At 60.4% G+C, this 21,681-nt stretch carries 20 protein-coding genes; 6 read left to right on the plus strand and 14 right to left on the minus strand.

Annotated elements, in window-relative coordinates; translation table 11 throughout:
• Window positions 1–33: 33 nt before the first annotated feature.
• Window positions 34–996 carry a GlxA family transcriptional regulator gene (locus tag GVN17_RS02830; protein WP_166593696.1) on the plus strand — a complete coding sequence of 321 codons (963 nt, stop codon included), beginning with the start codon at window positions 34–36 and terminating at the stop codon, window positions 994–996.
• Window positions 997–1,365: 369 nt separating this feature from the next.
• Here the strand turns inward: GVN17_RS02830 and GVN17_RS02835 are convergent, their stop codons facing one another.
• The 7 genes from GVN17_RS02835 to GVN17_RS02865 form a co-directional block, all read right to left on the minus strand.
• Complete coding sequence (locus tag GVN17_RS02835; RefSeq protein WP_166593697.1) at window positions 1,366–1,602, minus strand: hypothetical protein; 237 nt, start codon at window positions 1,600–1,602, stop codon at window positions 1,366–1,368.
• A gap of 106 nt (window positions 1,603–1,708) precedes the next feature.
• Complete coding sequence (locus tag GVN17_RS02840; protein ID WP_371928468.1) at window positions 1,709–2,701, minus strand: fimbrial protein; 993 nt, start codon at window positions 2,699–2,701, stop codon at window positions 1,709–1,711.
• A 2-nt stretch (window positions 2,702–2,703) separates the two neighbouring features.
• Window positions 2,704–3,480, minus strand: coding sequence for a molecular chaperone (locus GVN17_RS02845; RefSeq protein ID WP_166593699.1), 777 nt, complete (start codon window positions 3,478–3,480; stop codon window positions 2,704–2,706).
• A complete protein-coding gene (locus GVN17_RS02850; protein ID WP_371928469.1) occupies window positions 3,477–5,933 on the minus strand; it encodes a fimbria/pilus outer membrane usher protein in 2,457 nt (818 codons plus the stop codon). The genes GVN17_RS02845 and GVN17_RS02850 overlap by 4 nt, the downstream gene beginning before the upstream one ends.
• 273 nt (window positions 5,934–6,206) lie before the next feature.
• A complete protein-coding gene (locus GVN17_RS02855) occupies window positions 6,207–6,962 on the minus strand; it encodes a molecular chaperone (protein WP_166593700.1) in 756 nt (251 codons plus the stop codon).
• A gap of 61 nt (window positions 6,963–7,023) precedes the next feature.
• On the minus strand, window positions 7,024–7,608 hold the full coding sequence (locus GVN17_RS02860; protein ID WP_166593701.1) for a fimbrial protein: 585 nt from the start codon (window positions 7,606–7,608) through the stop codon (window positions 7,024–7,026).
• A gap of 334 nt (window positions 7,609–7,942) precedes the next feature.
• A complete protein-coding gene (locus GVN17_RS02865; RefSeq protein ID WP_166593702.1) occupies window positions 7,943–8,173 on the minus strand; it encodes a hypothetical protein in 231 nt (76 codons plus the stop codon).
• A 365-nt stretch (window positions 8,174–8,538) separates the two neighbouring features.
• Here GVN17_RS02865 and GVN17_RS02870 point away from each other — a divergent pair, with 365 nt between their 5' ends.
• The 4 genes from GVN17_RS02870 to GVN17_RS02885 are packed head-to-tail and all read left to right on the plus strand — an operon-like array spanning window position 8,539 to window position 14,898.
• Entirely contained in the window at window positions 8,539–9,711 is a 1,173-nt protein-coding gene (locus GVN17_RS02870; protein WP_166593703.1) for an efflux RND transporter periplasmic adaptor subunit, read from the plus strand.
• Window positions 9,708–12,842, plus strand: a complete 3,135-nt coding sequence (locus GVN17_RS02875) for a multidrug efflux RND transporter permease subunit (RefSeq protein WP_166593704.1) — start codon at window positions 9,708–9,710, stop codon at window positions 12,840–12,842. Before GVN17_RS02870 ends, GVN17_RS02875 begins: the two co-directional genes overlap by 4 nt.
• Window positions 12,843–12,866: 24 nt before the next feature.
• On the plus strand, window positions 12,867–13,544 hold the full coding sequence (locus GVN17_RS02880; RefSeq protein ID WP_166593705.1) for a heavy metal response regulator transcription factor: 678 nt from the start codon (window positions 12,867–12,869) through the stop codon (window positions 13,542–13,544).
• Window positions 13,534–14,898 carry a heavy metal sensor histidine kinase gene (locus GVN17_RS02885; protein WP_166593706.1) on the plus strand — a complete coding sequence of 455 codons (1,365 nt, stop codon included), beginning with the start codon at window positions 13,534–13,536 and terminating at the stop codon, window positions 14,896–14,898. Before GVN17_RS02880 ends, GVN17_RS02885 begins: the two co-directional genes overlap by 11 nt.
• A 164-nt stretch (window positions 14,899–15,062) precedes the next feature.
• Here GVN17_RS02885 and GVN17_RS02890 read toward each other — a convergent pair whose 3' ends face one another.
• The gene (locus tag GVN17_RS02890; RefSeq protein ID WP_199884985.1) at window positions 15,063–15,401 is read right to left on the minus strand and encodes a zinc ribbon domain-containing protein YjdM; all 339 of its coding nucleotides are present in this window, start codon (window positions 15,399–15,401) and stop codon (window positions 15,063–15,065) included.
• A gap of 157 nt (window positions 15,402–15,558) precedes the next feature.
• On the opposite strand from GVN17_RS02890, the gene GVN17_RS02895 reads away from it, so the two are divergent.
• Complete coding sequence (locus GVN17_RS02895; RefSeq protein WP_166593707.1) at window positions 15,559–15,987, plus strand: DUF1810 domain-containing protein; 429 nt, start codon at window positions 15,559–15,561, stop codon at window positions 15,985–15,987.
• 136 nt (window positions 15,988–16,123) lie between these two features.
• Here the strand turns inward: GVN17_RS02895 and GVN17_RS02900 are convergent, their stop codons facing one another.
• From GVN17_RS02900 to pmbA, 6 genes are all read right to left on the minus strand, one after another.
• Window positions 16,124–17,011: a ZIP family metal transporter gene (locus tag GVN17_RS02900; RefSeq protein ID WP_166593708.1), complete on the minus strand. Its 888-nt coding sequence runs from the start codon at window positions 17,009–17,011 to the stop codon at window positions 16,124–16,126.
• 26 nt (window positions 17,012–17,037) lie between these two features.
• Entirely contained in the window at window positions 17,038–17,649 is a 612-nt protein-coding gene (locus GVN17_RS02905) for a superoxide dismutase (protein WP_166593709.1), read from the minus strand.
• Window position 17,650: 1 nt separating this feature from the next.
• Window positions 17,651–18,112 carry a hypothetical protein gene (locus tag GVN17_RS02910; protein ID WP_166593710.1) on the minus strand — a complete coding sequence of 154 codons (462 nt, stop codon included), beginning with the start codon at window positions 18,110–18,112 and terminating at the stop codon, window positions 17,651–17,653.
• Window positions 18,113–18,150: 38 nt separating this feature from the next.
• Complete coding sequence (locus tag GVN17_RS02915) at window positions 18,151–19,527, minus strand: lyase family protein (RefSeq protein WP_166593711.1); 1,377 nt, start codon at window positions 19,525–19,527, stop codon at window positions 18,151–18,153.
• A complete protein-coding gene (locus GVN17_RS02920) occupies window positions 19,520–19,915 on the minus strand; it encodes a FagA protein (protein WP_166593712.1) in 396 nt (131 codons plus the stop codon). Before GVN17_RS02920 ends, GVN17_RS02915 begins: the two co-directional genes overlap by 8 nt.
• 389 nt (window positions 19,916–20,304) lie before the next feature.
• Entirely contained in the window at window positions 20,305–21,651 is a 1,347-nt protein-coding gene (gene pmbA / locus GVN17_RS02925; protein WP_166593713.1) for a metalloprotease PmbA, read from the minus strand.
• Window positions 21,652–21,681 lie beyond the last annotated feature (30 nt).

The following is a 21,681-nucleotide window of genomic DNA, read 5'->3' on the forward strand; positions in this document are numbered from 1 at the left end:
TTCATCCCTTTGCCGGGCGCCTGAGAGGCTTCGATGAAAAGCGTTGCGATTGTGCTGTTCCCCCATGTTCAGTCCCTGGATGTCGCAGGCCCGCTGGATGTGTTCGCCGAAGCCAATCGCTACGTCGCCAAAGGAGAGGGTTATCAGATCGTGACGATCGGCGCGGCGCCCTACCCTATCCTCGCCTCCAACGGCATGCCCCTCGGCGCGCAATACGAGCTGGCCGATGCGCCGAAGCAATTCGACATTTTGTTGGTACCAGGCGGGCCGCTGTTACCCGAAAGCGCAGAAATGCCGCACATCACGGCCTGGCTGCATGAGGCAACGCCGCTTGCGGGTCGTTATGGCTCGATCTGCACCGGGGCTTTCATTCTCGGGCACGCCGGGTTGCTGGATGATAAACAGGCCGCGACCCATTGGAGCCATGCGCAGCAATTGGCCGATCTGTTTCCGAAAGCCAGGGTCGAGCCTGACCGGATTTACGTGCGAGACGGCAAGCTGATGACGTCGGCAGGGGTCACGGCGGGGATCGATATGGCGTTGGCGCTGGTGGCCGAAGATCACGGCCCGGCGATTTCGCTGGCGGTCGCCAAGCGCTTGCTGGTCGTGGCCCAGCGTCAGGGAGGGCAATCGCAATTCAGCCCCTACCTGAATGCCTCGGCGGACGATGACACGCCGGTGGCGAAGATTCAGCGCTACGTGATGGAACACATCAGCGAACCGTTTTCAGTGGAGCGCTTGGCGGAGGTGGTGTCCATGAGCCCACGCAGCTTCGCTCGGGTGTTCGCCCGAGATGCGAAGGTCACCCCGGCCGAATTCGTGCAACGCGCCCGCATCGACGCCGCCCGGCACCTGCTGGAAGGCAGCGAAATGGTGATCAAGGCGGTGGCGTATCACTGCGGATTCGGCAGCGCTGCCCGCATGCGGTTGATCTTCACCCAACGGTTGGGCGTGACGCCGACGCAGTATCGAGACAGTTTTCGTAAGGAAGGCTAGAGGCATCGTTGGCTAACGGCCGGTACAACCGACACCTCTCCAGCGCCTGACCGATTTTTCGCGAATGAATTCGCTCCTACAGAAGAGTGCGCGCCAGACCTCATATTTCGCAGAGACCAGAACCCTGTAGGAGCGAATTTATTCGCGAAGGGTCAGCACAACCGACGCATCTCCAGCGCCTGAACGATTCTTCGCGAATGAATTCGCTCCTACAGTTGAGCGCGAGCCACACCTCGCATGCCGCGGCGGTGAGGAGTACCTGTAGGAGCGAATTTATTTGCGAAAAGCCGGAACAGCCGACGCATCTCCATTGCCTGGCCTATTTTTCGCGAATGAATTCGCTCTTACAGTTGAGCCAGCGTCAAGCGATCAGCGCTTGCCCATCGAGCGACGAGTGCCTGAGGGGGCAGCACCAGGGCGTTTGTCATGGTTCGATTTGCCCGAGCCTTTGTAGTGCGACGGGTTTTTTTTCGCCTGCAACAGCTCTGCTGGTTTGAACGGAAAGCCGAAGGCAGGAATGGCCGGCTTTTTCTCGCCGGATTCGGCTTGAACATCGACAGATTCGTCAGCGACTTCGGGAGCTGGCGTGTGTTCGGGGGTGGTCATGGAAGCTCCGTGAGCGCTGGACGGTCGATGGGCAAACAGGCGTTGCCCGCAGGCCGCGCAGCATACCTGAATCCCCTTTCGACCGCCCGTGCCAACCGAGCAACGGCTACTTGTAAAACAGGTCCACGAACACCTCTGCAGCGAATGGACCTGGGGTCGGGGTGTTGGTCTGCCATACCAGTTCGGCGTTGAAATCGGCGGTACCGGAATACATACCATCGAGCAGATCGATGATGTGAAACGGCTCGTTGAACCGAATCGGTTGGTGGGCTGGTGCATGGGTCACACGGATTCCAATGCTCTCGTTGCTGACTGGCACCAGCACGTCGCCCGCCAGCGTGCCGGACACCGGGGTGAAGCGCGCATTCAGGCTGAACGGCGAATCGCAGGTGCGGCTCGTCGCCAGCGCAAACCGCTGAAAAGTCGCCACCTCCCCTACACGCACGTTCTTGATGGGCACTGTGCCGAAATCGACGGTTTCCGGCAGCACTCGCAGCTCGGCATCACAGGCGACGAACCGCAGGCCCATCAAATTATTGATGACGTAATTGAGGTTGTTGTCCGGCACCGGGCTCATGCCATTGCCGCTGTCGACCTGGAACATGCGGTAGTCGAGCAAGTCACTGGCCGATCCGGACGGCGGCGTCGGCCCGTACTTCTGAATGAATACCGAAAACGGCAGATTGAAACTGACCCTTGGACAGGCTGCGACATTCCCCATTCCCTCGGTGCAAGCCGGAAGCACTTGCTGCGTGGGAATTCGCCCGTTGCTTTGCAGGTAATCGATACCGTTGAGGGTCAGCCCCGCACGAATCCCTTCGCCGATCTGAACGTTCTCGGGATTCAGGTACAGCACCACGTCTTCCGCAGGGCCGGACGCCTCGCGGGCGCATTCGATTGCTGCGTTCAAGCGCTCCGAACGCCAGACAACGCTGCCATCAGGCAACGTTGCAGGAATGGCAACGCTGCTGCTGAGATCGGCACGTATCACCGTTTCACCCGACCCTTGGGTCTTGCAGGTCATGGCCATGCCGGTCGCAGGCATGAGCAGGACACTCAGAAAAACCGGACACCAGCGTGAGAAAGAAAAAGTCGTCATGTTCAGCATTTCTCATTGAGTAGAGGGGGCTCAGCGCTGCGACCGGATGTGCTACGCAGTCGAGCCACAAACGGTTCCGAGTCCTGCGAAAGAGCCGAAAAGTCGCGCTGTCCGCCGTAATCGGTGAGTGCCTTGAAGTGCAGGCAGCCCGTTCCTACAGCCCGTGTCAGCTCTTCCGGTAAGCGAAGTGAGCGCTCTGAAAACGGTTCGAGCAGGAGGTCTTCCTGAATCTCGACCCCGCCGAGATTGATCTTCAGCAGCGCGGCATGGAAAGCCGTCGGATTGCGTACATTGAGGACGTCGGAATCTTGCATGCTCCGTTGCCAGCGAAGGCTTTGCGGCACGTCGGCGGGTTCGCCATCAAGGCCTTTGGGCCGATAGAACACGTTGATGCGCTGACGCACGGCGATGGTCATTTGCTGCGGTGCATGGCTACGACGGGGCACTTCCAGCACGTACAGGTGAAGCAGGGATTCGCGATCCTGCGGCATGCCGACACCCTCATACAGCACCCGCAAAGTCTGTCGCCCTTGCGCAATAATCTGTGCCAGATGAGGGGTCAGTACGAACGGCAGATCCCCGGGTGTTGCCTGATCGGCTTTTGGGTTTTCGATCCAGGCCTGAATCAATACCGGTCCGCTTCCGGGATTGCTGACGTCAAGCGTCGCTTCCCGAAACCGGCCATCAAACACCAGCCGCGTCCCGCCCAATGACACGACCGCCTGCGCTTCACGGCCGACCAGCAGTGCGATGAAACAGATCATGGTCGCCCGTTTCATCGGCACGTCACCGTGATCCGGTCGTAGGTGCGCTGAGGGTCTCGCGGCGGCAAATCGAAGGGCGCCCGACAGTGCTGATCGGACCATTTGACCATCAACTCGCCACTGTCCTGCTCGCTCAGCACCAAGGCGCGGCTGGTTGGGTCAACCGCTGCAAGCAGCTTACCGTGGCCGTCTTCAACCACCGCGCCGAGCGGCACGCGGCTGCCGTCTTCGCGCACCAGTTCGAACTGCACCCGCCGCCCGACCTGCGCCTGGAACTTCACCACTGGCACCGCTCCCCGGCGTGGAATGACCTGCGTCACCGGATTTTCGAGTTCCACATCAGCGCCCAACTGTCGCGTATCCAGACTGACCCAATTGGCCCGATACGGCTGGGTGTAAGGCAACACCGCATAGCCATTGCCGGCTGTTTCGATGTGGCTGTAATTGCTCAGCCGCGCGCCCGCGACGTCCTTCACCTGCACCAGTGCGAAGGTTTCACCCAACGGCTGGCCGAGGTTCACGCCACCGGCATGGGCGACCACTGACCCCGCCGCACCGACGTTGAATGCCCGATAATCGCGCCCTTGGCCGTAGCCAACATCGAAACGGCCGAACGGTGTGGTGGTGTTGATCTTGCCGGACCCGGACGCCCCTGAACGACTGTCTTGCCCGGCCTGTACCGAATAGAACGTGCTGCGATCATCGAAGACCTGGCCATTGAGACCGGCCTGCATGTCGTGGTCGCCGACGCTGTCGCGGACGGCATTGAAAAAGGCCCGCGAAGACGACGAGCTGTTCCCCAATGGCAAGCTGAGCGTCAGGGCAATGCGGTTGTCCGACTGCCGCTGGCCGTCAATCAGAAAGGTCTGATTGCGTTCTACAGAAATGCCGTAGCTGAGGCTGCGCCAGGCTGCGTTCCATGTCAGGTAAAACTGTCGCGTCTTGCCCGTCGAGTCCCAGTAGCGTTGCTCAGAACCCGTAAAGCTCAGCGACGCAGACTGTTCCGGCAGCGCCTGCGTCAGGTTGAATTCAAGACGATCTTTGGCGCGCCCGTACCGCGTACCGTTCAAGGCCTGGCGCTCCTCGACATGCTCGTCAAACGTGCGATACCGGTCGGTGGAATAGCGATAACCGGCGACGGCCAGCGTTGTATTGGTCAGATCCAGCGTGTTCGCGTAACGCACCCGCACGCTTTGCCCGGTGTGGGTTTCGCGGGCCTGCTGGCTGACGGATTGAGTCACGTCCAGCGACACCGCACCGACGCCTGTGTTAACCCCTGCGCCGATGTTGCCTGCCCGAAAATCTTCGGCGACCTGCGTGCCTCCCGCCACCGTCATGCGCTCGGTCAGACCGTAGATCAGCGTCGCGCTGGTGAAGGTCGGTGACTCACCTGACTCGTCGTGGCTGTCGTAACTCCCCGCTGCGAGGCTGTAACGCAATGCCCCCTTGGGCACCATAATCGGCAACGACGCATAGGCCTGTACGAAAACGCGCTTGCGCCCGTCGGCCTCAACCACAGTGATTTCCAGATCACCATTTGAGCCGCTGGGGTAGATATCCGAGATTTCGAACGGCCCCGGCGACACGTTGCCGCTGTAGAGCATGAAGCCGTTCTGGCGCACTTCGACTGTCGCGTTGGTCTCGGCAATGCCCCGAATAACCGGGGCGTACACCCGCTCGCTATCGGGCAGCATGCCGTCATCGGAGGCCAGCATCGCGCCCACGAACCGTACGCTGTCGAAGACTTGGGAATCCGTGAACGTTTCACCCAAGGTCAGTTGACCCTTGAGCGCTGTCACGTCTCGCTGAAGAAAGCTCCGGTTGCTGCGAAAGCGATAAGGCTGAGCATCGCCGTAGACCAGCGATGATTCGTTGCGCAATCGCCAGGCACCTAGGTTCAGCCCATTACGCAGGCCGAGATAATACTGATCCTGCGTCTGACCGCCCCGCGTACGACGGGCGCCGCTGAAGTTGTAATTGACGAACGCTGCCGTCTCGCCCTCGTCCCACAACTCCGGAGCCACATAGCCCCGCACGCTGCGCAACATCATGGCTTGGGGAATGCTGATGTTCAGTCGCAGGCTGGTGGGCTGGTATTCCACATGGGCGAACTGGACCTTGGCGGCCAGATCGAAGCAGCGGTCAGGCGCGTTGTCCGCGCTGCTCAACCCCGAGGTGTCCATGCCGAACTGTTGGAGCATCTCCAAGGTCAGGCAGGCCTCTATCGCGCCGGTTGCCGGGTTCGCCACAAAAGGGATGTCGCGCCGCCCACTCAAGGCCCGGTTGACGTAAATGTCGACCCTATACGTTCCCGGCACCACGCTGTTGCCTTGAAGGAAGGTCTCCAGGTCGGCGGGCTGATCGGTGCCTTGAATGAAAGCGGTGTTGAATTTCACCGAAGACGGGGCCGCTGCGGACACAGCGTTTTCGCCGCTGCCGCCGGTCATCGCCCAGGCGCTGGCGCTCATCGTCCACGCCATCGCAGCGGCGATGCCGGTGCTCAGCGGTTGACGCTGCCCAGGGAAACTCGGTGTGCGGACAGGCCTTCGTTTGTCTGACAGGATAGGTTTCGAACTACGTTTCTGGGTGTTGTTGTCTCGCCGTTCCATTAGCTGATTTCACTCGTACTCTGAGTGTCGATGCACCTGTGGAATCCTTTCTCACAGGCGTGCGACGCTGAAGCCGGATGCGTTTCCGGCTAAAAAGTGGGGTAACGAAAATCCCGACTGGCGTGGCGGTGGCTAGTCGGGGCGTGAGTCGGCCCTGTTCGCCTGGACGGCCCGGTCAGCCGTCACCTGTGCGCGGTAAGGCTCCTGACCGCCGAAATCGTTGATGCTGATAAACGCCAGATCCAGCGGACCCTGTCGGTTCATCCCTTTCAACGGGAACTGCAGACGGGCCTTGGGCGCCAACATTCGGCTGTCCTCCTGAAACACGATTTGCCCTCGATGACTTGCCGAAAGCTTGATCATCGAGACGTGATAAGGCCCGGGATTGACGACTTCGAGTTGCCCATCGCGCACCTGCCATTGCAGGGTCTGCGCAGCCTGCAGCGGGTCTTCGGTCAGCCCCTGAGGGCGGTAGAACAGCTTGATTCTCTGGCGGATCGCGATCTGCAATTCGTTTTCGCGCGCAGTCTGTGGAATCTCCTGAACGTTGAGCCACAGCACCGATTCCCGATCGGTCGGCAGGCCTTCCCCGGCATAGATGATCCGGATCAGTTGCTTGGCATTGCCAGCCATTCTCGCCAGGGCGGGTGTGATCGCGAACAAAGGGTGGCTGGCTGCCGGACTCTCGTTGTCAGCCTCAAGCCATGACTGCGCGAGAATTTCAGACGTGCCGGTGTTGTGGACCTGCAAGCTGACTTCTTTGTCTGTCGCCGGATAGATGACACGCGTGGTGTTCAACACGATGCCAGCCTGTGCCTGAATCGCCAGCGTCATGGTGAACGCCGCGCACAGCCACACTGTGGGACGCCTCAAAAAATAAGAAAACATGAGGGAGCGGTCTCTCAATCGGAGGGTGGCGGGGCCAGCAAAGCTCGCCCCGCCTGTTGCATCACTGATAATCCATCACGAAAGGCAGGAAGCCGTCCGCATTACCAGGGTTGGTGGCCGCACCGTTCAGCACGTACACCGCACCGAAGTTGAGTTCGGCAGTAGCGCCGCCCGCACCATCCTGCACCAGCGGTGCATCAATGGTTTCGTTGCCGCTCAGGTCCATCAGTTGATAGGACGAATTCAGCAGACCGATGCCCACACCGTCGGCCGCACCGGTGGCGCGCAGCAGTTTCTGATCGAGGTTATCCAGGCCGCTGCCTTGCCGAGCGACGAAGCGCATGTCCACGGTGTTGTATTGCGCGGCGCCGCCGGTGCAATTGACCAGCAATTGAATCGGCGACGCGGTTTCCAGTTTGTTGTCGGCGAACCGGCCGATTTCGGAGAACGAGACGTTGCCCATATCGACATTGATTTCGCCCGGATTGGAGCCAGGGCTTGCGCCCGTGCCAGCACCGACGTCACAGGTGATGTCGGTGAGGGTGCCGCTGAACACCAGCTTGCCATTGTTCGCTGCGTTTGCACTGCCCACAGCGCCCAAGCCCATTGCGGCCACGATAGCCAGAGAAAGAGAGATCTTTTTCATGTTAACGACGTTCCTTGTGTCAATTCGTGTGTGCCCAAGAGGACGACGAGAACTATAAGGGCGTCGCTCAAAGCCGGATGTCAGGTTATCTACCTCGAACTTGCAGAAATGACAGTGCAGCGTGCCAGACATTTCTGTAGGACATGACAGATAGAACGTACAGCCCCCGGACGGCGTGGCCTGTAGCGAAGTCGCGCTAAAAAAGGGTGGGCCGACCTTTGCAGGAGGGTTGTAAGGAAATGTCGTCATTGGCAACGGACAGACATAAAAAACCGCCCCGAGCCGGATTGACTGGGACGGTCGTTTGCGCTCGACGCGGAGCGAGGTCGGGGCGCTATTGGTAGGTCAGGGTCACGATGCCGCTGTGTGCGCCGACCAACACCGAGGTGCGTTCGGCATACGCCAGAGACACGGGCACTGCAGAGCCTTCGCAGGCATCATCGTGGTCGGCCAGGCCCAATGTCAGGCTGGCGTTCACTTTCAAGGACTTCAGGCCATGCAGTTGGCCCGAAACGGTGAACACTTTGGCGTCACATCCTGCGTTAACGAGTTGTCCGTGAAACATGAGGGCACTTCCTTGTGCCGAGGCTGCCGACCCTGTCAGCAAAGAAACCCCGATCAATGCGATTGAAAAAAACGTCGAAACTGTCTTTTTACCTTTCATCGCCACACTCCGAAGTGATGTCCCACCTATCACAGTTAAGTCGAGTCAGAGACAATCGACCAACGTTAGGGCACTTGTTTGTAGGAATTTTCGCATCCCTCTCCATGGTATCGCCAGGTTGCGCTCTTTCTTGACGCCACTTCATGCTCCGCCCTTATTCAGCTGACAATATTGACAGGTAGCAGTCATTTTGCTGACCGGGTCGAAGGTTTATAAGGAAGCTGTCAATTGTCCGCCCCTCACCTTTTCGCTGGCGTTATATCTGTATGCCCAAAAACAAAAAATCTGTGCTAGCCGTTGCTGTTCTTGCTGTCGTGATTGCGGCTGGCGTCTGGGTGGTCAAGCGTCCCACAGAGAAAAAAGTCAGTGCGCCCGCCGCAGTGCCTGTTCAAGTCATTAATGTGGTCAAGCAGGATGTGCCGCGCTACGTCACTGGCATCGGGTCGGTACTCTCGCTGCAGAGCGTGGTGATTCGCACTCAGGTGGACGGCATCCTGACCCGGCTGGCCGTGAAGGAAGGGCAACAGGTCAAGACCGGCGACTTGCTGGCGACCATCGACGACCGCTCCATCCGCGCGGCCCTCGAACAGGCCAAGGCGCAGTTGGCCCAAGGCCAGGCGCAGCTGGACGTCGCTGAAGTAGACCTCAAGCGCTACAAGCTGCTCACCGTTGATAACAGCATTTCCAAGCAGCAATTCGATCAGCAGCAGGCGTTGGTCAACCAGCTGAAAGCGACGGTTCAGGGGAATCAGGCCTCGATCAACGCCTCGCAGGTTCAACTGTCTTACACGCAGATTCGCTCGCCAGTGACCGGCCGCGTCGGCATTCGCAACGTCGATGAAGGCAATTTCCTGCGCGTCAGTGACGCCGTCGGTCTGTTCTCGGTGACCCAGATCGATCCGGTGTCGGTGGAGTTCTCATTGCCCCAACAAATGCTCCCGACCCTGCACGACTTGCTGGCGTCCGCCGACCCGGCCAAGGTCAACGCCTACATGGGGGAAGGCGCGACCGGCACATTGCTCGGTGAGGGCAAGCTGACGTTGATTGACAACCAGGTCGCTGCCACGACAGGCACCATTCGCGCCAAGGCTGTCTTCGACAATAGGGCCGAAAAACTGTGGCCCGGCCAGTTGGTCACTGTGCGCATTCAGACCGCGATTGATCGCGACGCGTTGAAAGTCCCGCCACAAGTGGTACAGCGCGGCATCGACCAGCATTATGTCTACCGGGTCAAGGGCGATACCGTCGAAGTGATCCCGGTCAAAGTGCTGTATCAAGACAGCGACCTGACCTTGATCAGCGGGGTGAGCGCCGGTGACGTGCTGATCAGTGACGGCCAGTCACGGCTAAAGAACGGTTCGCACATTGAAATCGTCAAAGCGCAACCGATAGACACCCTCGCCGATGCCGCCACAGGTGCGTCGGGAGCCGCGAAATGAAGGGCCACGGTTCGATCTCCGCCTGGTGCGTGAATCACCCGATTGCCACGGTATTGCTGACGTTCGCGCTGGTCCTGCTCGGCTGCATCGCCTTCCCTCGCTTGCCCGTGGCGCCGTTGCCGGAGGCTGAATTCCCGACGATTCAAGTGTCGGCCACGCTGCCCGGCGCCAGTCCGGAAACCATGGCGTCGTCAGTCGCCACGCCTCTCGAAGTGCAGTTCAGCGCCATTCCGGGCATGACGCAAATGACGTCGAGCAGCGCCTTGGGCTCGACCAACCTGACCCTGCAATTCGTGCTGAACAAGAGCATCGACACCGCCGCGCAGGAAGTACAAGCCGCGATCAACACCGCGTCAGGCCGGTTGCCCAAGGACCTGCCCACCGCCCCGACCTGGCGTAAGGTCAACCCGGCGGACAGCCCGGTGCTGATCCTGAGCGTCAGTTCGAATCTGATGCCTGCCACTGAGCTGAGCGACGTCACCGAATCCCTTCTCGCCCGTCAGTTGAGTCAGATCAACGGCGTAGGCCAAGTCGCGATCACCGGTCAGCGTCGCCCCGCGATTCGCGTTCAGGCGTCGTCCGACAAGCTCGCTTCCATCGGCCTGACCCTGGCCGACCTGCGCGGTGCGCTGCAACAGACCAGCCTGAACCTGGCGAAAGGCGCGCTGTACGGCAAGGACAACGTGTCGACCCTTGCGTCCAACGACCAGCTGTTTCGGGCCAAGGATTACGACCAACTGATCGTTTCCTACAAGGACGGCGCCCCAGTTCACCTGCGAGACGTGGCAAAAGTCATCGACGGTTCGGAAAACGCTTACGTCAACGCGTGGTCCGGGGATCAGCAAGGCGTGAACATCGTGGTCTTCCGCCAGCCCGGCGCCAACATCGTCGAGACCGTAGACCGGGTGTTGGGCGAGTTGCCGCGCTTGCAGGAAATGCTCCCGGCGTCGGTGGATGTAACGGTCCTCAGCGACCGCACCAAGACCATCCGCGCCTCGCTGCACGAAGTGGAAATGACCCTGTTGATCGCCATCGTGTTGGTGATCGCGGTGATGGCGCTGTTCCTGCGCCAACTCTCGGCGACGTTGATCGTCACCGCTGTGCTCGGCGTGTCGCTGGTGGCCAGTTTTGCCCTGATGTACGTCCTTGGCTTCAGCCTCAACAACCTGACGCTGGTGGCGATAGTGGTGGCCGTGGGGTTTGTGGTGGACGACGCCATCGTGGTGGTGGAAAACATTCACCGACACCTCGAAGCGGGCGAAAGCATGCGCGAGGCGGCGATCAAAGGCGCGGGCGAGATTGGCTTTACCGTGGTGTCGATCAGCTTTTCGCTGATTGCGGCGTTCATCCCGCTGCTGTTCATGGGCGGTGTGGTCGGGCGGCTGTTCAAGGAGTTCGCACTGACAGCGACGTCGACCATTCTGATTTCGGTGATGGTCTCGCTGACGCTGGCGCCGACACTGGCCGCGTTGTTCATGCGCGCCCCGAAACACGACGCCCACGCCAACCCCGGTTTCGGCGAGCGCCTGCTGGCGCATTATGCGCGTGGCGTACGTTATGCCCTCGCCCACCAGCGCCTGATGCTGAGCATCTTCGGCCTGACCCTGGGCTTGGCCGTCGCTGGCTATGTGCTGATTCCCAAGGGCTTCTTTCCGGTACAGGACACCGGCATGGTGCTCGGTACCAGTGAGGCGGCAGCGGACATTTCTTACCCGGACATGGTGGAGAAACATAAACAGCTGGCGAAAATCATCGGCGCAGACCCGGCGGTCAAAGCCTTCTCGCACTCGGTCGGGGTGAGCGGCAGCAACCAGACCATCGCCAACGGTCGGGTCTGGATCGCGTTGAAAGACCGTGAAGACCGCGACGTGTCCGCCAGTGAGTTCATCGACCGCATCCGACCGAAACTGGCGAAGATTCCGGGGATCGTGCTTTACCTGCGCGCAGGCCAGGACATCAACCTCAGCTCAGGTCCGAGCCGTGCGCAGTACCAATACGTCCTCAAGAGCAACAATGGCGCGCTGCTGAACGAGTGGACGCAAAAGCTCACTGAAAAACTGAAAACGATCCCGGCCTTCCGCGACCTGTCCAACGACTTGCAATTGGGCGGCAGCGTCACCCATCTGGACATTGACCGCAGCGCCGCCGCGCGTTTCGGGCTGACCACGGCGGACGTCGACCAGGCGCTGTACGACGCGTTCGGTCAGCGACAAATCAACGAATACCAGACCGATATCAACCAGTACAAAGTCATTCTCGAACTCGACCCGTCACAGCGCGGCAAGGCTGAAAGCCTGAATTACTTCTACCTGCGCTCGCCGCTGACCAACGAGATGGTGCCACTGTCGGCGCTGGCCAAGGTGGGTGCGCCGAAGATGGGGCCGTTGTCGATCAGCCACGATGGCATGTTTCCGGCCGCAAACCTGTCGTTCAACCTGTCGGCGGGCGTGGCCTTGGGTGATGCGGTGCAATTGCTCGACCAGGCGAAAAACGAGATCGGCATGCCGTCTTCGATCATCGGCAATTTCCAGGGCGCGGCTCAGGCGTTCCAGAGTTCGCTGGCCAACCAGCCGTGGCTGATTCTGGCGGCGCTGGTCGCGGTGTACATCATTCTTGGTGTGCTGTACGAGAGCTTCGTCCACCCGTTGACGATCATTTCCACCCTTCCTTCGGCGGGGATTGGCGCGCTGTTGCTGCTGTGGCTGATGGGTCAGGACTTCTCGATCATGGGCTTGATCGGCATCGTCCTGCTGATCGGCATCGTCAAGAAAAACGGCATTCTGCTGGTGGACTTCGCGCTGGAGGGGCAACGTCATCGTGGCCTGTCGCCTGAAGACGCAATCTATGAAGCCTGCGTGACGCGTTTCCGGCCCATCATCATGACCACGTTGGCAGCGTTGCTCGGTGCCCTGCCGCTGATGCTCGGCTATGGTGTGGGTGCAGAACTGCGTCAGCCGTTGGGCATCGCGGTTGTCGGCGGTTTGCTGGTGAGCCAGGCGCTGACGCTGTTCACCACGCCAGTGATTTACCTGCAACTGGAACGAATCTTTCATCGCAGGCATCCGACCGTGACACCGACTGCACCCGTAACAAACAAGAAAACTGCGGCCCTACTCGCTACTGAAAAGTAAGCACACAAGAAGTGAGAGTGGACCATGCGTGTCCTGATTATCGAAGACGAAGAAAAAACCGCCGACTACCTGCATCGGGGCCTGACCGAACAGGGCTATACCACCGACGTTGCCCGGGAGGGCATCGAGGGTCTGCATCTGGCGCTGGAGAGCGATTACGCGGTCATCATTCTCGACGTCATGTTGCCGGGGCTGGACGGCTATGGCGTGCTGCGGGCATTGCGGGCGCGCAAGCAGACGCCGGTGATCATGCTCACGGCCAGGGAAAACGTCGATGACCGTATTCGTGGCCTGCGCGAAGGCGCTGATGACTATCTGGGCAAACCCTTTTCCTTTCTGGAACTGGTAGCGCGCCTGCAGGCCCTGACCCGTCGCAGTGGCGGCCATGAGCCGGTGCAGATCAGCATCGCCGACCTGTGGATCGACTTGATCAGCCGCAAGGCCACACGTTCCGGCTCACGGCTGGACCTGACCGCCAAGGAATTTTCGCTGCTGAGCGTCCTGGCTCGCCGCCAGGGGCAAATCCTCTCCAAGACCTCAATTGCCGAGATGGTCTGGGACATCAATTTCGACAGCGACGCCAACGTTGTCGAAGTCGCGATCAAACGGCTGCGCGCCAAGCTCGACGGGCCGTTCGAACAGAAACTGCTGCACACCATTCGTGGCATGGGTTATGTCTTGGAGAGCCGTCGTGGCGAGTAACTCCATCGCCCTGCGCCTGAGCGGCATGTTCGCGCTGGTGGCGCTGTTGGTGTTTCTGCTCATCGGCTGGGCGTTGTACTTGCAAGTGGACAAAGGCCTAGGCCTATTGCCGGAAGCCGAGGTGGATGCGCGCTACAGCGTTCTGGAATCGGCGGTTCAGCGCTACGGCACGCCTGAGCACTGGGTGAAGATCAACGCCAAACTCAAACTGCTCAGCGAAGAAGACAAACGCCTGCGTTTCTGGGTCGTCAGCGACAACCCGACGTACGAGTTCGGCAACCCCGACGCCGAGATTCGCGCCTTCGCCAAAGGGCCGTTGGGCATGCGCGACCTGAACCTGGGCGGCCACAACTACCCATTCAAAGTCCTCGTGAGCGAATTTCCTGCCAAAGACCAGCGCCCTCCCCTGCGCTTTTTGACCGCCATCGACACCGAGACGTTTTGGCAGACTCAGCATTCGCTGCTGATCGCCTTGATCAGCCTTGCCGCTATCGGCATCGTCCTGGCTTCGGCGCTGGGTTATTGGGTGGCACGCATTGGCCTGAAACCTTTGCTCAATCTATCGCTGGAAGCCCGAAAACTCGCGCCGCCCCGGCTGTCTGGTCGTCTGCAACTCTCATCACTTCCCCCAGAGTTGGACCAATTCGTGGCCTCGTTCAACTCGACGCTGGAACGGGTCGAGCAGGCGTATTCGCGACTGGAATCCTTCAATGCTGACGTGGCCCATGAACTGCGTTCACCGCTGACCAACCTGATTGGCCAGACCCAAGTGGCGCTGACCCGTGGGCGATCCGCCGAGCATTACTTCGAAGTGCTGCAATCCAACCTCGAAGAACTGGAGCGGCTGCGTTCGATCATCAACGACATGCTGTTCCTCGCCAGTGCCGATCAGGGCAGCAGGGCCACCGAACTGACCGAAGCGTCGCTGGCGGAAGAAGTGGCGACGACGCTGGATTACCTGGACTTCATCCTCGAAGACGCCCAGGTGCAGGTTCAGGTCCGTGGTGACGCCAGCGCGCCCATCGAAAAAGCCCATCTGCGCCGCGCGATGATCAACCTGCTGCACAACGCCGTGCAACACACCTCACCGGGGCACGTCATCTACGTGGACATTCTGGATGAGGGCGATCACGTCAGCATCGGCGTGACTAACCCTGGCGCACAGATTTCGGGGGAGCATTTACCGAAACTGTTCGAGCGTTTTTACCGGGTCGATGCCTCACGTAGCAACAGCGGGGCGAATCATGGGTTAGGACTGGCCATCGTCAAAGCGATTGCGTTGATGCATGGCGGCACTGTATTCGCACGCAGTGAGCGGGGGGAGAATACGTTCGGGATGAATTTGCCGTGCTAAATCGGCAACGATCCGTAGGAGCGTGGCTTGTCCCGCGACCGGCGGGGAACCCGTCGTAAAACCTGCAAGCGCGGTGTAGCAGACACAATGCATTGGCAGGGCTTGCTGCCGGTCCCCGGCAGATCGCGGGACAAGCCACGCTCCTACAGGGGATTCGCGTAGGGTCAGCCTTTCTTGACGAACTCCGACTTCAGCTTCATCGCGCCGATGCCGTCGATCTTGCAGTCGATGTCGTGATCGCCGTCCACCAGACGGATGTTCTTGACCTTGGTGCCGACCTTGACCACCAGCGACGAGCCTTTGACTTTCAGGTCCTTGATCACCGTGACGGTGTCGCCGTCCTGCAGCGTGTTGCCGACGGCGTCTTTGATGATCTTCACGTCATCGCTCGCCTCAGCCGCGCCATCGGCGGACCACTCGTGGGCGCATTCCGGGCAGACGAGCTGGGTGCCGTCTTCGTAGGTGTATTCGGAATTGCATTTGGGGCACGGCGGTAAGCTCACGACGGTTCTCGCATCAGGAAAAATAGGCGCAGGATTATAAGGGTTTTTATTCACCTGCGGACAGTGGGGTTTTAATGGCCCGGAACCTTGCGTCTCACGGCAGTCATACAGGGTATGCGCTGCCAACGGCGGCGGATCTGATGCGAGAGGCTTCGACATGAACGACGAATACGATCTGCAACGTTTTCTCGATGCACAGGAACCCCTTTTCGAGCGCGCTCTGTCGGAGCTGCGCAACGGGCGCAAGCGCAGTCACTGTATGTGGTTCATCTTTCCCCAGTTGAAAGGGTTGGGTCACAGCGAGATGGCCCAGCGCTACGGCATCTCAGGACGCGAAGAAGCGCTGGCGTATCTCCATCACCCGTGCCTGGGTGCCCGGTTGGAAAGCTGCAGCCGCGCGGTGTTGCAGTGGAAGCACCGCAGCGCCACGGAGATCATGGGTTCGCCGGATGACCTGAAGTTGCGTTCGAGCATGTCGCTGTTCGCCAGCGTGGCGCCTGAGCACGGGGTGTTTCAGGAGGTGATCGAGGCGTTTTTTGGGGGTAAAGCGGATACGGCGACGGTGTCGCGAATCAACTCAGATTGAAACACGGCAATCACATTCCCCTGTGGGAGCGAATTCATTCGCGAGGCGGCATTGCAGACCCCAGCATCTCCACCGCCTGACAGCTATTCGCGAATGAATTCGCTCCCACAGGGGGCCGCGCGATGTTCAGTTGTCGCTACGCCAACGCCGTGTCCATCACCATCATCAGGCAAAAGCCGACCAGCAGCCCGAGGCTGGCGATCTTGTCGTGCCCGTTGCGACGGGACTCGGGGATGATTTCGTGGGTCACCACCAGCAGCATCGCCCCGGCTGCCAAGGCCAGACCGATGGGCAGGAGCAACGCGGCGATTTCCACCAGCCACGCGCAGAGCACGGCGAACACCGGCTCGACCAACCCCGACGCCGCGCCGATCAGAAAGGCATTCAGCCGCGACATGCCCGCTGCCGCCAGGACCAGCGCGATGACCAACCCTTCCGGGACGTCCTGCAAGGCGATGCCCATTGCCAGGCTGTCCGCATGGGCCAGTCCGCCGCCCGCCGACACGCCCACCGCCATACCTTCCGGGATGTTGTGGGCGATGATCGCAATGACGAACAGCCAGATGTTTGACGGGATGGCCGGTTTGTCCGCGACCTCCGACAGTTGCGGGCCGCGAGAGACCAGCGTGTCGACGATGAAAAGCCCGACCGCTCCGGCCAGAATTCCGCCGCTGACCAAGGCGCCCGCGCCCCACGGCGAAAACCCAAGACCTTGCGCCGCGCTCAGGCCCGGCACAATCAACGAAAAAGCGGTCGCCGCGAGCATGATGCCCGCGCCGAAACCGAGCAATCCGTCGGACACCGCCACCGGCATCCCACGGATCACCAACACAGGCACTGCACCGAGCGCGGTGCCCAGTGCGCACAACGCTCCACCTTCCAACGCCCTCAACATACGGGGTTCAAGGCTCAGCCAGCTTAGTCCCTGGGCGATGAGCAACCCTGTGCCGACCAGCAGCAACACCGAACCGATGGCCAGACGAAACAACCGGCCGCTGCTGAGGGTGAGTAAATCAGAAGGCATAGATCGTCTACTTCTCGTTATGGGAGTTAGGCCAGAGCCTGGGCGTACCGCTTGGCCACTTCGTCCCAGTTCACGACGTTGTAGAACGCAGCGATGTATTCCGGGCGACGGTTCTGGTAACGCAGGTAATAGGCGTGCTCCCAGACGTCCAGACCGAGGATCGGCGTGTTGCCATTCATCAGTGGGCTGTCCTGGTTGCCGCTGCTTTCAACGACCAGCTTATTCTCCGGCGTGACGCTCAGCCACGCCCAGCCGCTGCCGAATCGGGTCAGTGCGGCTTTGGTGAACGCCTCTTTGAAGGCGTCGATGCCGTCCAGTTGCTCATCGATGGCTTTGGCCAGCGCGCCACTTGGCAGACCGCCGCCTTTAGGGCTCATGACCTCCCAGAACAGCGAATGGTTGGCGTGACCGCCGCCCTGGTTGATCACCGCCGGGCGCAGCTTTTCCGGCAGTTGGCCAACGCTGGCGACCAGTTTCTCAATCGGCCATTCGGCGTATTCGGTGCCTTCGACGGCGGCGTTGAGGTTGTTGATGTAGGTCTGATGGTGCTTGGTGTAGTGGATTTCCATGGTTTGCGCATCGATGTGCGGCTCAAGGGCATCGTAGGCGTATGGCAAGGCAGGCAAGGTATACGGCATATCAATGGACTCCAAAGGACAAGGTGCCAGCGGCAGCGGCGTTGCGCTGTAGCGCCGAGCGTGAGTGTTCGCCGCTGCTGTTGAGCAGTCGGTGGGTGCGTGGGTATTCACCGTGTTCGCTGATGAAGCCCAACAGTTCGCTGTAGGTCTTGTTGCTGTGTCGGAACGCGGCCTGGCGCAATGCAGGCGTCAGGCGCGGGTTCTGGATCACGTGCAGCAAGCGTTGATGGGCCGAGCACAGGTATTCGGCGCTTTCTTCCGGCTGATTCAGGCTCAGGTGCAGATCGGCCAGGTTGTGATGGGAAATCACAAACGCGGCAACCGCCTCGTCAGGGTCTTTCCAGCGCTCCAGCAGCACTTGTGCCAAGGCCAGGGCTTGCAGATAGAGTTCGCGGGCGTCGACCAGATCGCCACGGTTGAAGCAGCTATTGCCTTTCAGAATGGTGCTTTTCCAATGCTCCATGGCGCGTCTCCTCGATCGCTGACGTGGGTGGTCGCAGGTCAGATGCCGCCTGCAGTGAGTTTTTCCGGGTTCAGCAGGGTTTCCAGCCGCGAGCGATCCAGATCGGTGTGCTCAAGCGCCACGTCGATGATCGGGCGGCCTTCCTTGTAGGCGGTCTTGGCGATTTCGGCGGCCTTCTGATAACCGATGATCGGGTTCAGCGCGGTCACCAGAATCGGGTTGCGCGACAGAGCTTCCTTGAGCTTGGCCTCGTTGACCTTGAAGGTGGCGATGGCCTTGTCGGCCAGCAGACGGCTGGAATTGGCCAGCAGCTCAATGCTTTCGAGCAGGTTGTGGGCAATGATCGGCAGCATCACGTTGAGCTCGAAGTTGCCCGACTGGCCGGCGACGGTGATGGCGGCGTCGTTGCCGATCACTTGCGCGGCGACCATCGCGGTGGCTTCCGGAATCACCGGGTTGACCTTGCCCGGCATGATCGAGGAGCCCGGTTGCAGGCCTTCCAGCTCGATCTCGCCCAGGCCTGCCAAGGGGCCTGAGTTCATCCAACGCAGGTCATTGGCGATCTTCATCAGCGACACGGCGGTGGCTTTCAACTGGCCAGAGACCGCGACGGCGGTGTCCTGCGAGCCGATCAACGCGAATAGGTCCTTGCCCGGCACGAAACCGACGTTGCTCAGCTGGCTCAATTGCGTGGCGAAACGCGAGGCGAACTCCGGGTGCGCATTGATCCCGGTTCCCACGGCAGTCCCGCCCTGGGCCAGCGCTTGCAGGCTCGGCAGCAGGTTTTCGATGTGTTCGACGTTGGCCTTGATCTGCTGCGACCAGCCGTTCAGCACCTGGCTCATGCGCACGGGCATGGCGTCCATCAGATGGGTGCGGCCGGTTTTGACGAACGGGTGAACCTGCAGCGCTTTCTGTTCGGTGACCTGCACCAGATGCGCCAATGCAGGCAGCAGCTGTTCGTGGATCGCCAACGCGGCGCTAACGTGGATGGTGGTCGGAATGATGTCGTTGCTGCTCTGACCGCAGTTGACGTGGTCGTTGGCGTTCACCGGTTCGCCCAGCACACGGCTGGCGAGGGTCGCGATGACCTCGTTGGCGTTCATGTTGGTGCTGGTGCCGGAACCGGTCTGGAACACGTCCACCGGGAAATGCGTCATGAAGTCACCCGCCAGCAGTTCTTGGCAAGCGGTGACGATGGCCTTGCTCTGGCCTTCGGAGATTTGCTTCAGCTCAAGGTTGGCCTGCGCGGCGGCAGCCTTGGCCAGCAGCAGCGCTCGAACGAACTGGCGCGGCATGCGCAACTGACTGATCGGGAAATTGTTCATCGCACGCTGGGTCTGCGCGCCATACAGCGCCTCGGACGGGACCTGCAGTTCGCCCATGCTGTCGCGTTCAATACGGGTATTACTCATCAAGAGTTCCTTGCATCAGTTCAGCGAGAGAAATCGAGGGTTGCAACACGCAGGTCGCCAGTTGATGGGCGAAGGCCTGCCAGCGTTGGCGTTGTGAGGAGGAATGCGCAAGGGCCTGCAAATCCCGCAACGGACGCCAGGCCTGATCAAGGCACAGGCAGCGCCAATGCCAGGGCAGGACGGTGTCGCGAGCGGTGTCGATCAACAGTCGAAACGTGCTTTCGGCGATCAGTACGTGTGGGGTGGCCGTGAAACGCGCGAGGTAGCGGCCCTCGGCGAGGTAATGCTCAATGGCCCGCGGCTCGTCGGGATGCAAGGCGCAGCGAATCCGCAGACTCAGCGCACGCCAGTTTTCCAGATAAGGGGACTCGTGCAGAACAGTCGCCATGACCTCAGACCCATTTAACGAATGAGATTCATTATTAAATGAGTTTAAGAATCAAAACAACCCCGACATTGGAGGGGGCCAGTCATGAAATTCGAGTACGCCGCCCTGTAGGAGCGCGCTTGCCCGCGATAGTGGTGTGTCAGCCACTTTATGAGGCACGAGCAGAATGCGTTCGCGGGTAAGCGCGCTCCTACAAAAGACTGCGGGTTTCAAACCCTGTAGGAGTGAGCTTGCTCGCGATAGCGGCGTATCAGCCACGCATGCAGCGATTGGCACACCGAATCGCGAGCAAGCTCACTCCTACAGGGATGGAGGGATTTCAAAAATGCCGGGCCAAAAAAAAAGGCCTGCGCGTGGCAGGCCTTGGTGATCGCTCAATGCTGGGGAAATCAGCTCCCCGCCACCATCATCTTCTCGATCAACACCGACCCCGTGCGGATGTTGCTGCGCATCTCAAGATCGCTACCCACGGCGACGATCTGCTTGAACATGTCGCGCATGTTGCCGGCAATGGTCACCTCCTGAACCGGGAATTGGATTTCGCCATTCTCGACCCAGAAACCCGCCGCGCCGCGCGAATAATCGCCGGTGACCATGTTCAGGCCGCTGCCCATCAGTTCGGTGACCAACAGGCCGCGTCCCATGCGACGGATCAGTGCGGCCTGGTCTTCAGTGCCGTGGGAAACGAACAGGTTGTGCACGCCGCCCGCGTTGGCGGTGCTTGGCAGACCCAGTTTGCGGCCCGAATACGTGCTGAGGATGTAGGACACCAAGTCACCGTTCTCGACGAACGGCTTGGCGTAGGTCGCCAGGCCATCGCCGTCGAAGGCCGAGCTGCCCATGGCGCGCATCAAGTGTGGACGCTCGTCGATGGTCATCCACTCCGGGAACAGGCGCTGGCCAATAGCGCCTTCAAGGAAGGACGATTTGCGGTACAAGTTGCCGCCGGAAATCGCCCCCAAGAAGCTGCCGAACAGACCGCCCGCCAGTTCCGCCGAAAACAGCACTGGCACCTCGCAAGTCGGCACCGGACGCGCGCCCAAACGGCTCGCGGCGCGTTCGGCGGCTTTCTGGCCAATGAGTTTTGCGTCCATCAGCAGCTCGCCCTGACGATTGACGTCGTACCAATAATCGCGCTGCATCTGGCCGTCTTTTTCGGCGATCATCACGCAACTGAGGCTATGGCGGGTGGATGCGTAGCCGCCAATGAAGCCGTGACTGTTGCCATAGACGCGGCAGCCCTGATGCACGTTCAAGGTCGTGCCATCGGCGTTTTTGATCAGGCTGTTGGCATCGAACGCCGCCGCTTCGCAGATCAACGCGCGCTCGATCGCCTCTTCCGGGGTGATCGCCCACGGGTGGAACAGGTCGAAATCCGGCTGCTCCCGGGCCATCAGCGCGGCATCGGCGAGGCCCGAGCTTTCGTCTTCCGAGGTGTGTTTGGCGATGGCGAGTGCCGCCGCGACGGTTTCGCGAATGGCGTCCGGGCCGCTGGCCGAGGTGCTGGCCGAGCCTTTGCGGTGGCCGACATACAGGGTGATGCCGAAGCCCTGATCGCGGTTGAACTCGACGGTTTCGACTTCGCGCTGGCGAACCGACGTCGACAGCCCCTGATCCACAGACACTGCCACTTCGCACGCGGTCGCGCCTTGGCGTTTGGCTTCGGCGACGATCTGCTCGACCTGCTGTTGCAGTGCCGGGAGGGCCTGTGGGCCGACGCTTTCTGATGCACTCATGACTTACTCCATCAAATTCCGATTTCGGCA

The organism is Pseudomonas sp. SLFW (assembly GCF_009905615.1).
Taxonomy (GTDB): Bacteria; Pseudomonadota; Gammaproteobacteria; order Pseudomonadales; family Pseudomonadaceae; genus Aquipseudomonas; species Aquipseudomonas bambusae.

Coding starts and splice junctions, on each gene's coding strand:
- GVN17_RS02830 (WP_166593696.1), top strand. CDS start 34: ATGAAAAGCGTTGCGATTGTGCTGTTCCCCCATGTTCAGTCCCTGGAT.
- GVN17_RS02835 (WP_166593697.1), bottom strand. CDS start 1,602: ATGACCACCCCCGAACACACGCCAGCTCCCGAAGTCGCTGACGAATCT.
- GVN17_RS02840 (WP_371928468.1), bottom strand. CDS start 2,701: ATGACGACTTTTTCTTTCTCACGCTGGTGTCCGGTTTTTCTGAGTGTC.
- GVN17_RS02845 (WP_166593699.1), bottom strand. CDS start 3,480: ATGAAACGGGCGACCATGATCTGTTTCATCGCACTGCTGGTCGGCCGT.
- GVN17_RS02850 (WP_371928469.1), bottom strand. CDS start 5,933: ATGAGCGCCAGCGCCTGGGCGATGACCGGCGGCAGCGGCGAAAACGCT.
- GVN17_RS02855 (WP_166593700.1), bottom strand. CDS start 6,962: ATGTTTTCTTATTTTTTGAGGCGTCCCACAGTGTGGCTGTGCGCGGCG.
- GVN17_RS02860 (WP_166593701.1), bottom strand. CDS start 7,608: ATGAAAAAGATCTCTCTTTCTCTGGCTATCGTGGCCGCAATGGGCTTG.
- GVN17_RS02865 (WP_166593702.1), bottom strand. CDS start 8,173: ATGTTTCACGGACAACTCGTTAACGCAGGATGTGACGCCAAAGTGTTC.
- GVN17_RS02870 (WP_166593703.1), top strand. CDS start 8,539: ATGCCCAAAAACAAAAAATCTGTGCTAGCCGTTGCTGTTCTTGCTGTC.
- GVN17_RS02875 (WP_166593704.1), top strand. CDS start 9,708: ATGAAGGGCCACGGTTCGATCTCCGCCTGGTGCGTGAATCACCCGATT.
- GVN17_RS02880 (WP_166593705.1), top strand. CDS start 12,867: ATGCGTGTCCTGATTATCGAAGACGAAGAAAAAACCGCCGACTACCTG.
- GVN17_RS02895 (WP_166593707.1), top strand. CDS start 15,559: ATGAACGACGAATACGATCTGCAACGTTTTCTCGATGCACAGGAACCC.
- GVN17_RS02900 (WP_166593708.1), bottom strand. CDS start 17,011: ATGCCTTCTGATTTACTCACCCTCAGCAGCGGCCGGTTGTTTCGTCTG.
- GVN17_RS02905 (WP_166593709.1), bottom strand. CDS start 17,649: ATGCCGTATACCTTGCCTGCCTTGCCATACGCCTACGATGCCCTTGAG.
- GVN17_RS02910 (WP_166593710.1), bottom strand. CDS start 18,112: ATGGAGCATTGGAAAAGCACCATTCTGAAAGGCAATAGCTGCTTCAAC.
- GVN17_RS02915 (WP_166593711.1), bottom strand. CDS start 19,527: ATGAGTAATACCCGTATTGAACGCGACAGCATGGGCGAACTGCAGGTC.
- GVN17_RS02920 (WP_166593712.1), bottom strand. CDS start 19,915: ATGGCGACTGTTCTGCACGAGTCCCCTTATCTGGAAAACTGGCGTGCG.
- pmbA (WP_166593713.1), bottom strand. CDS start 21,651: ATGAGTGCATCAGAAAGCGTCGGCCCACAGGCCCTCCCGGCACTGCAA.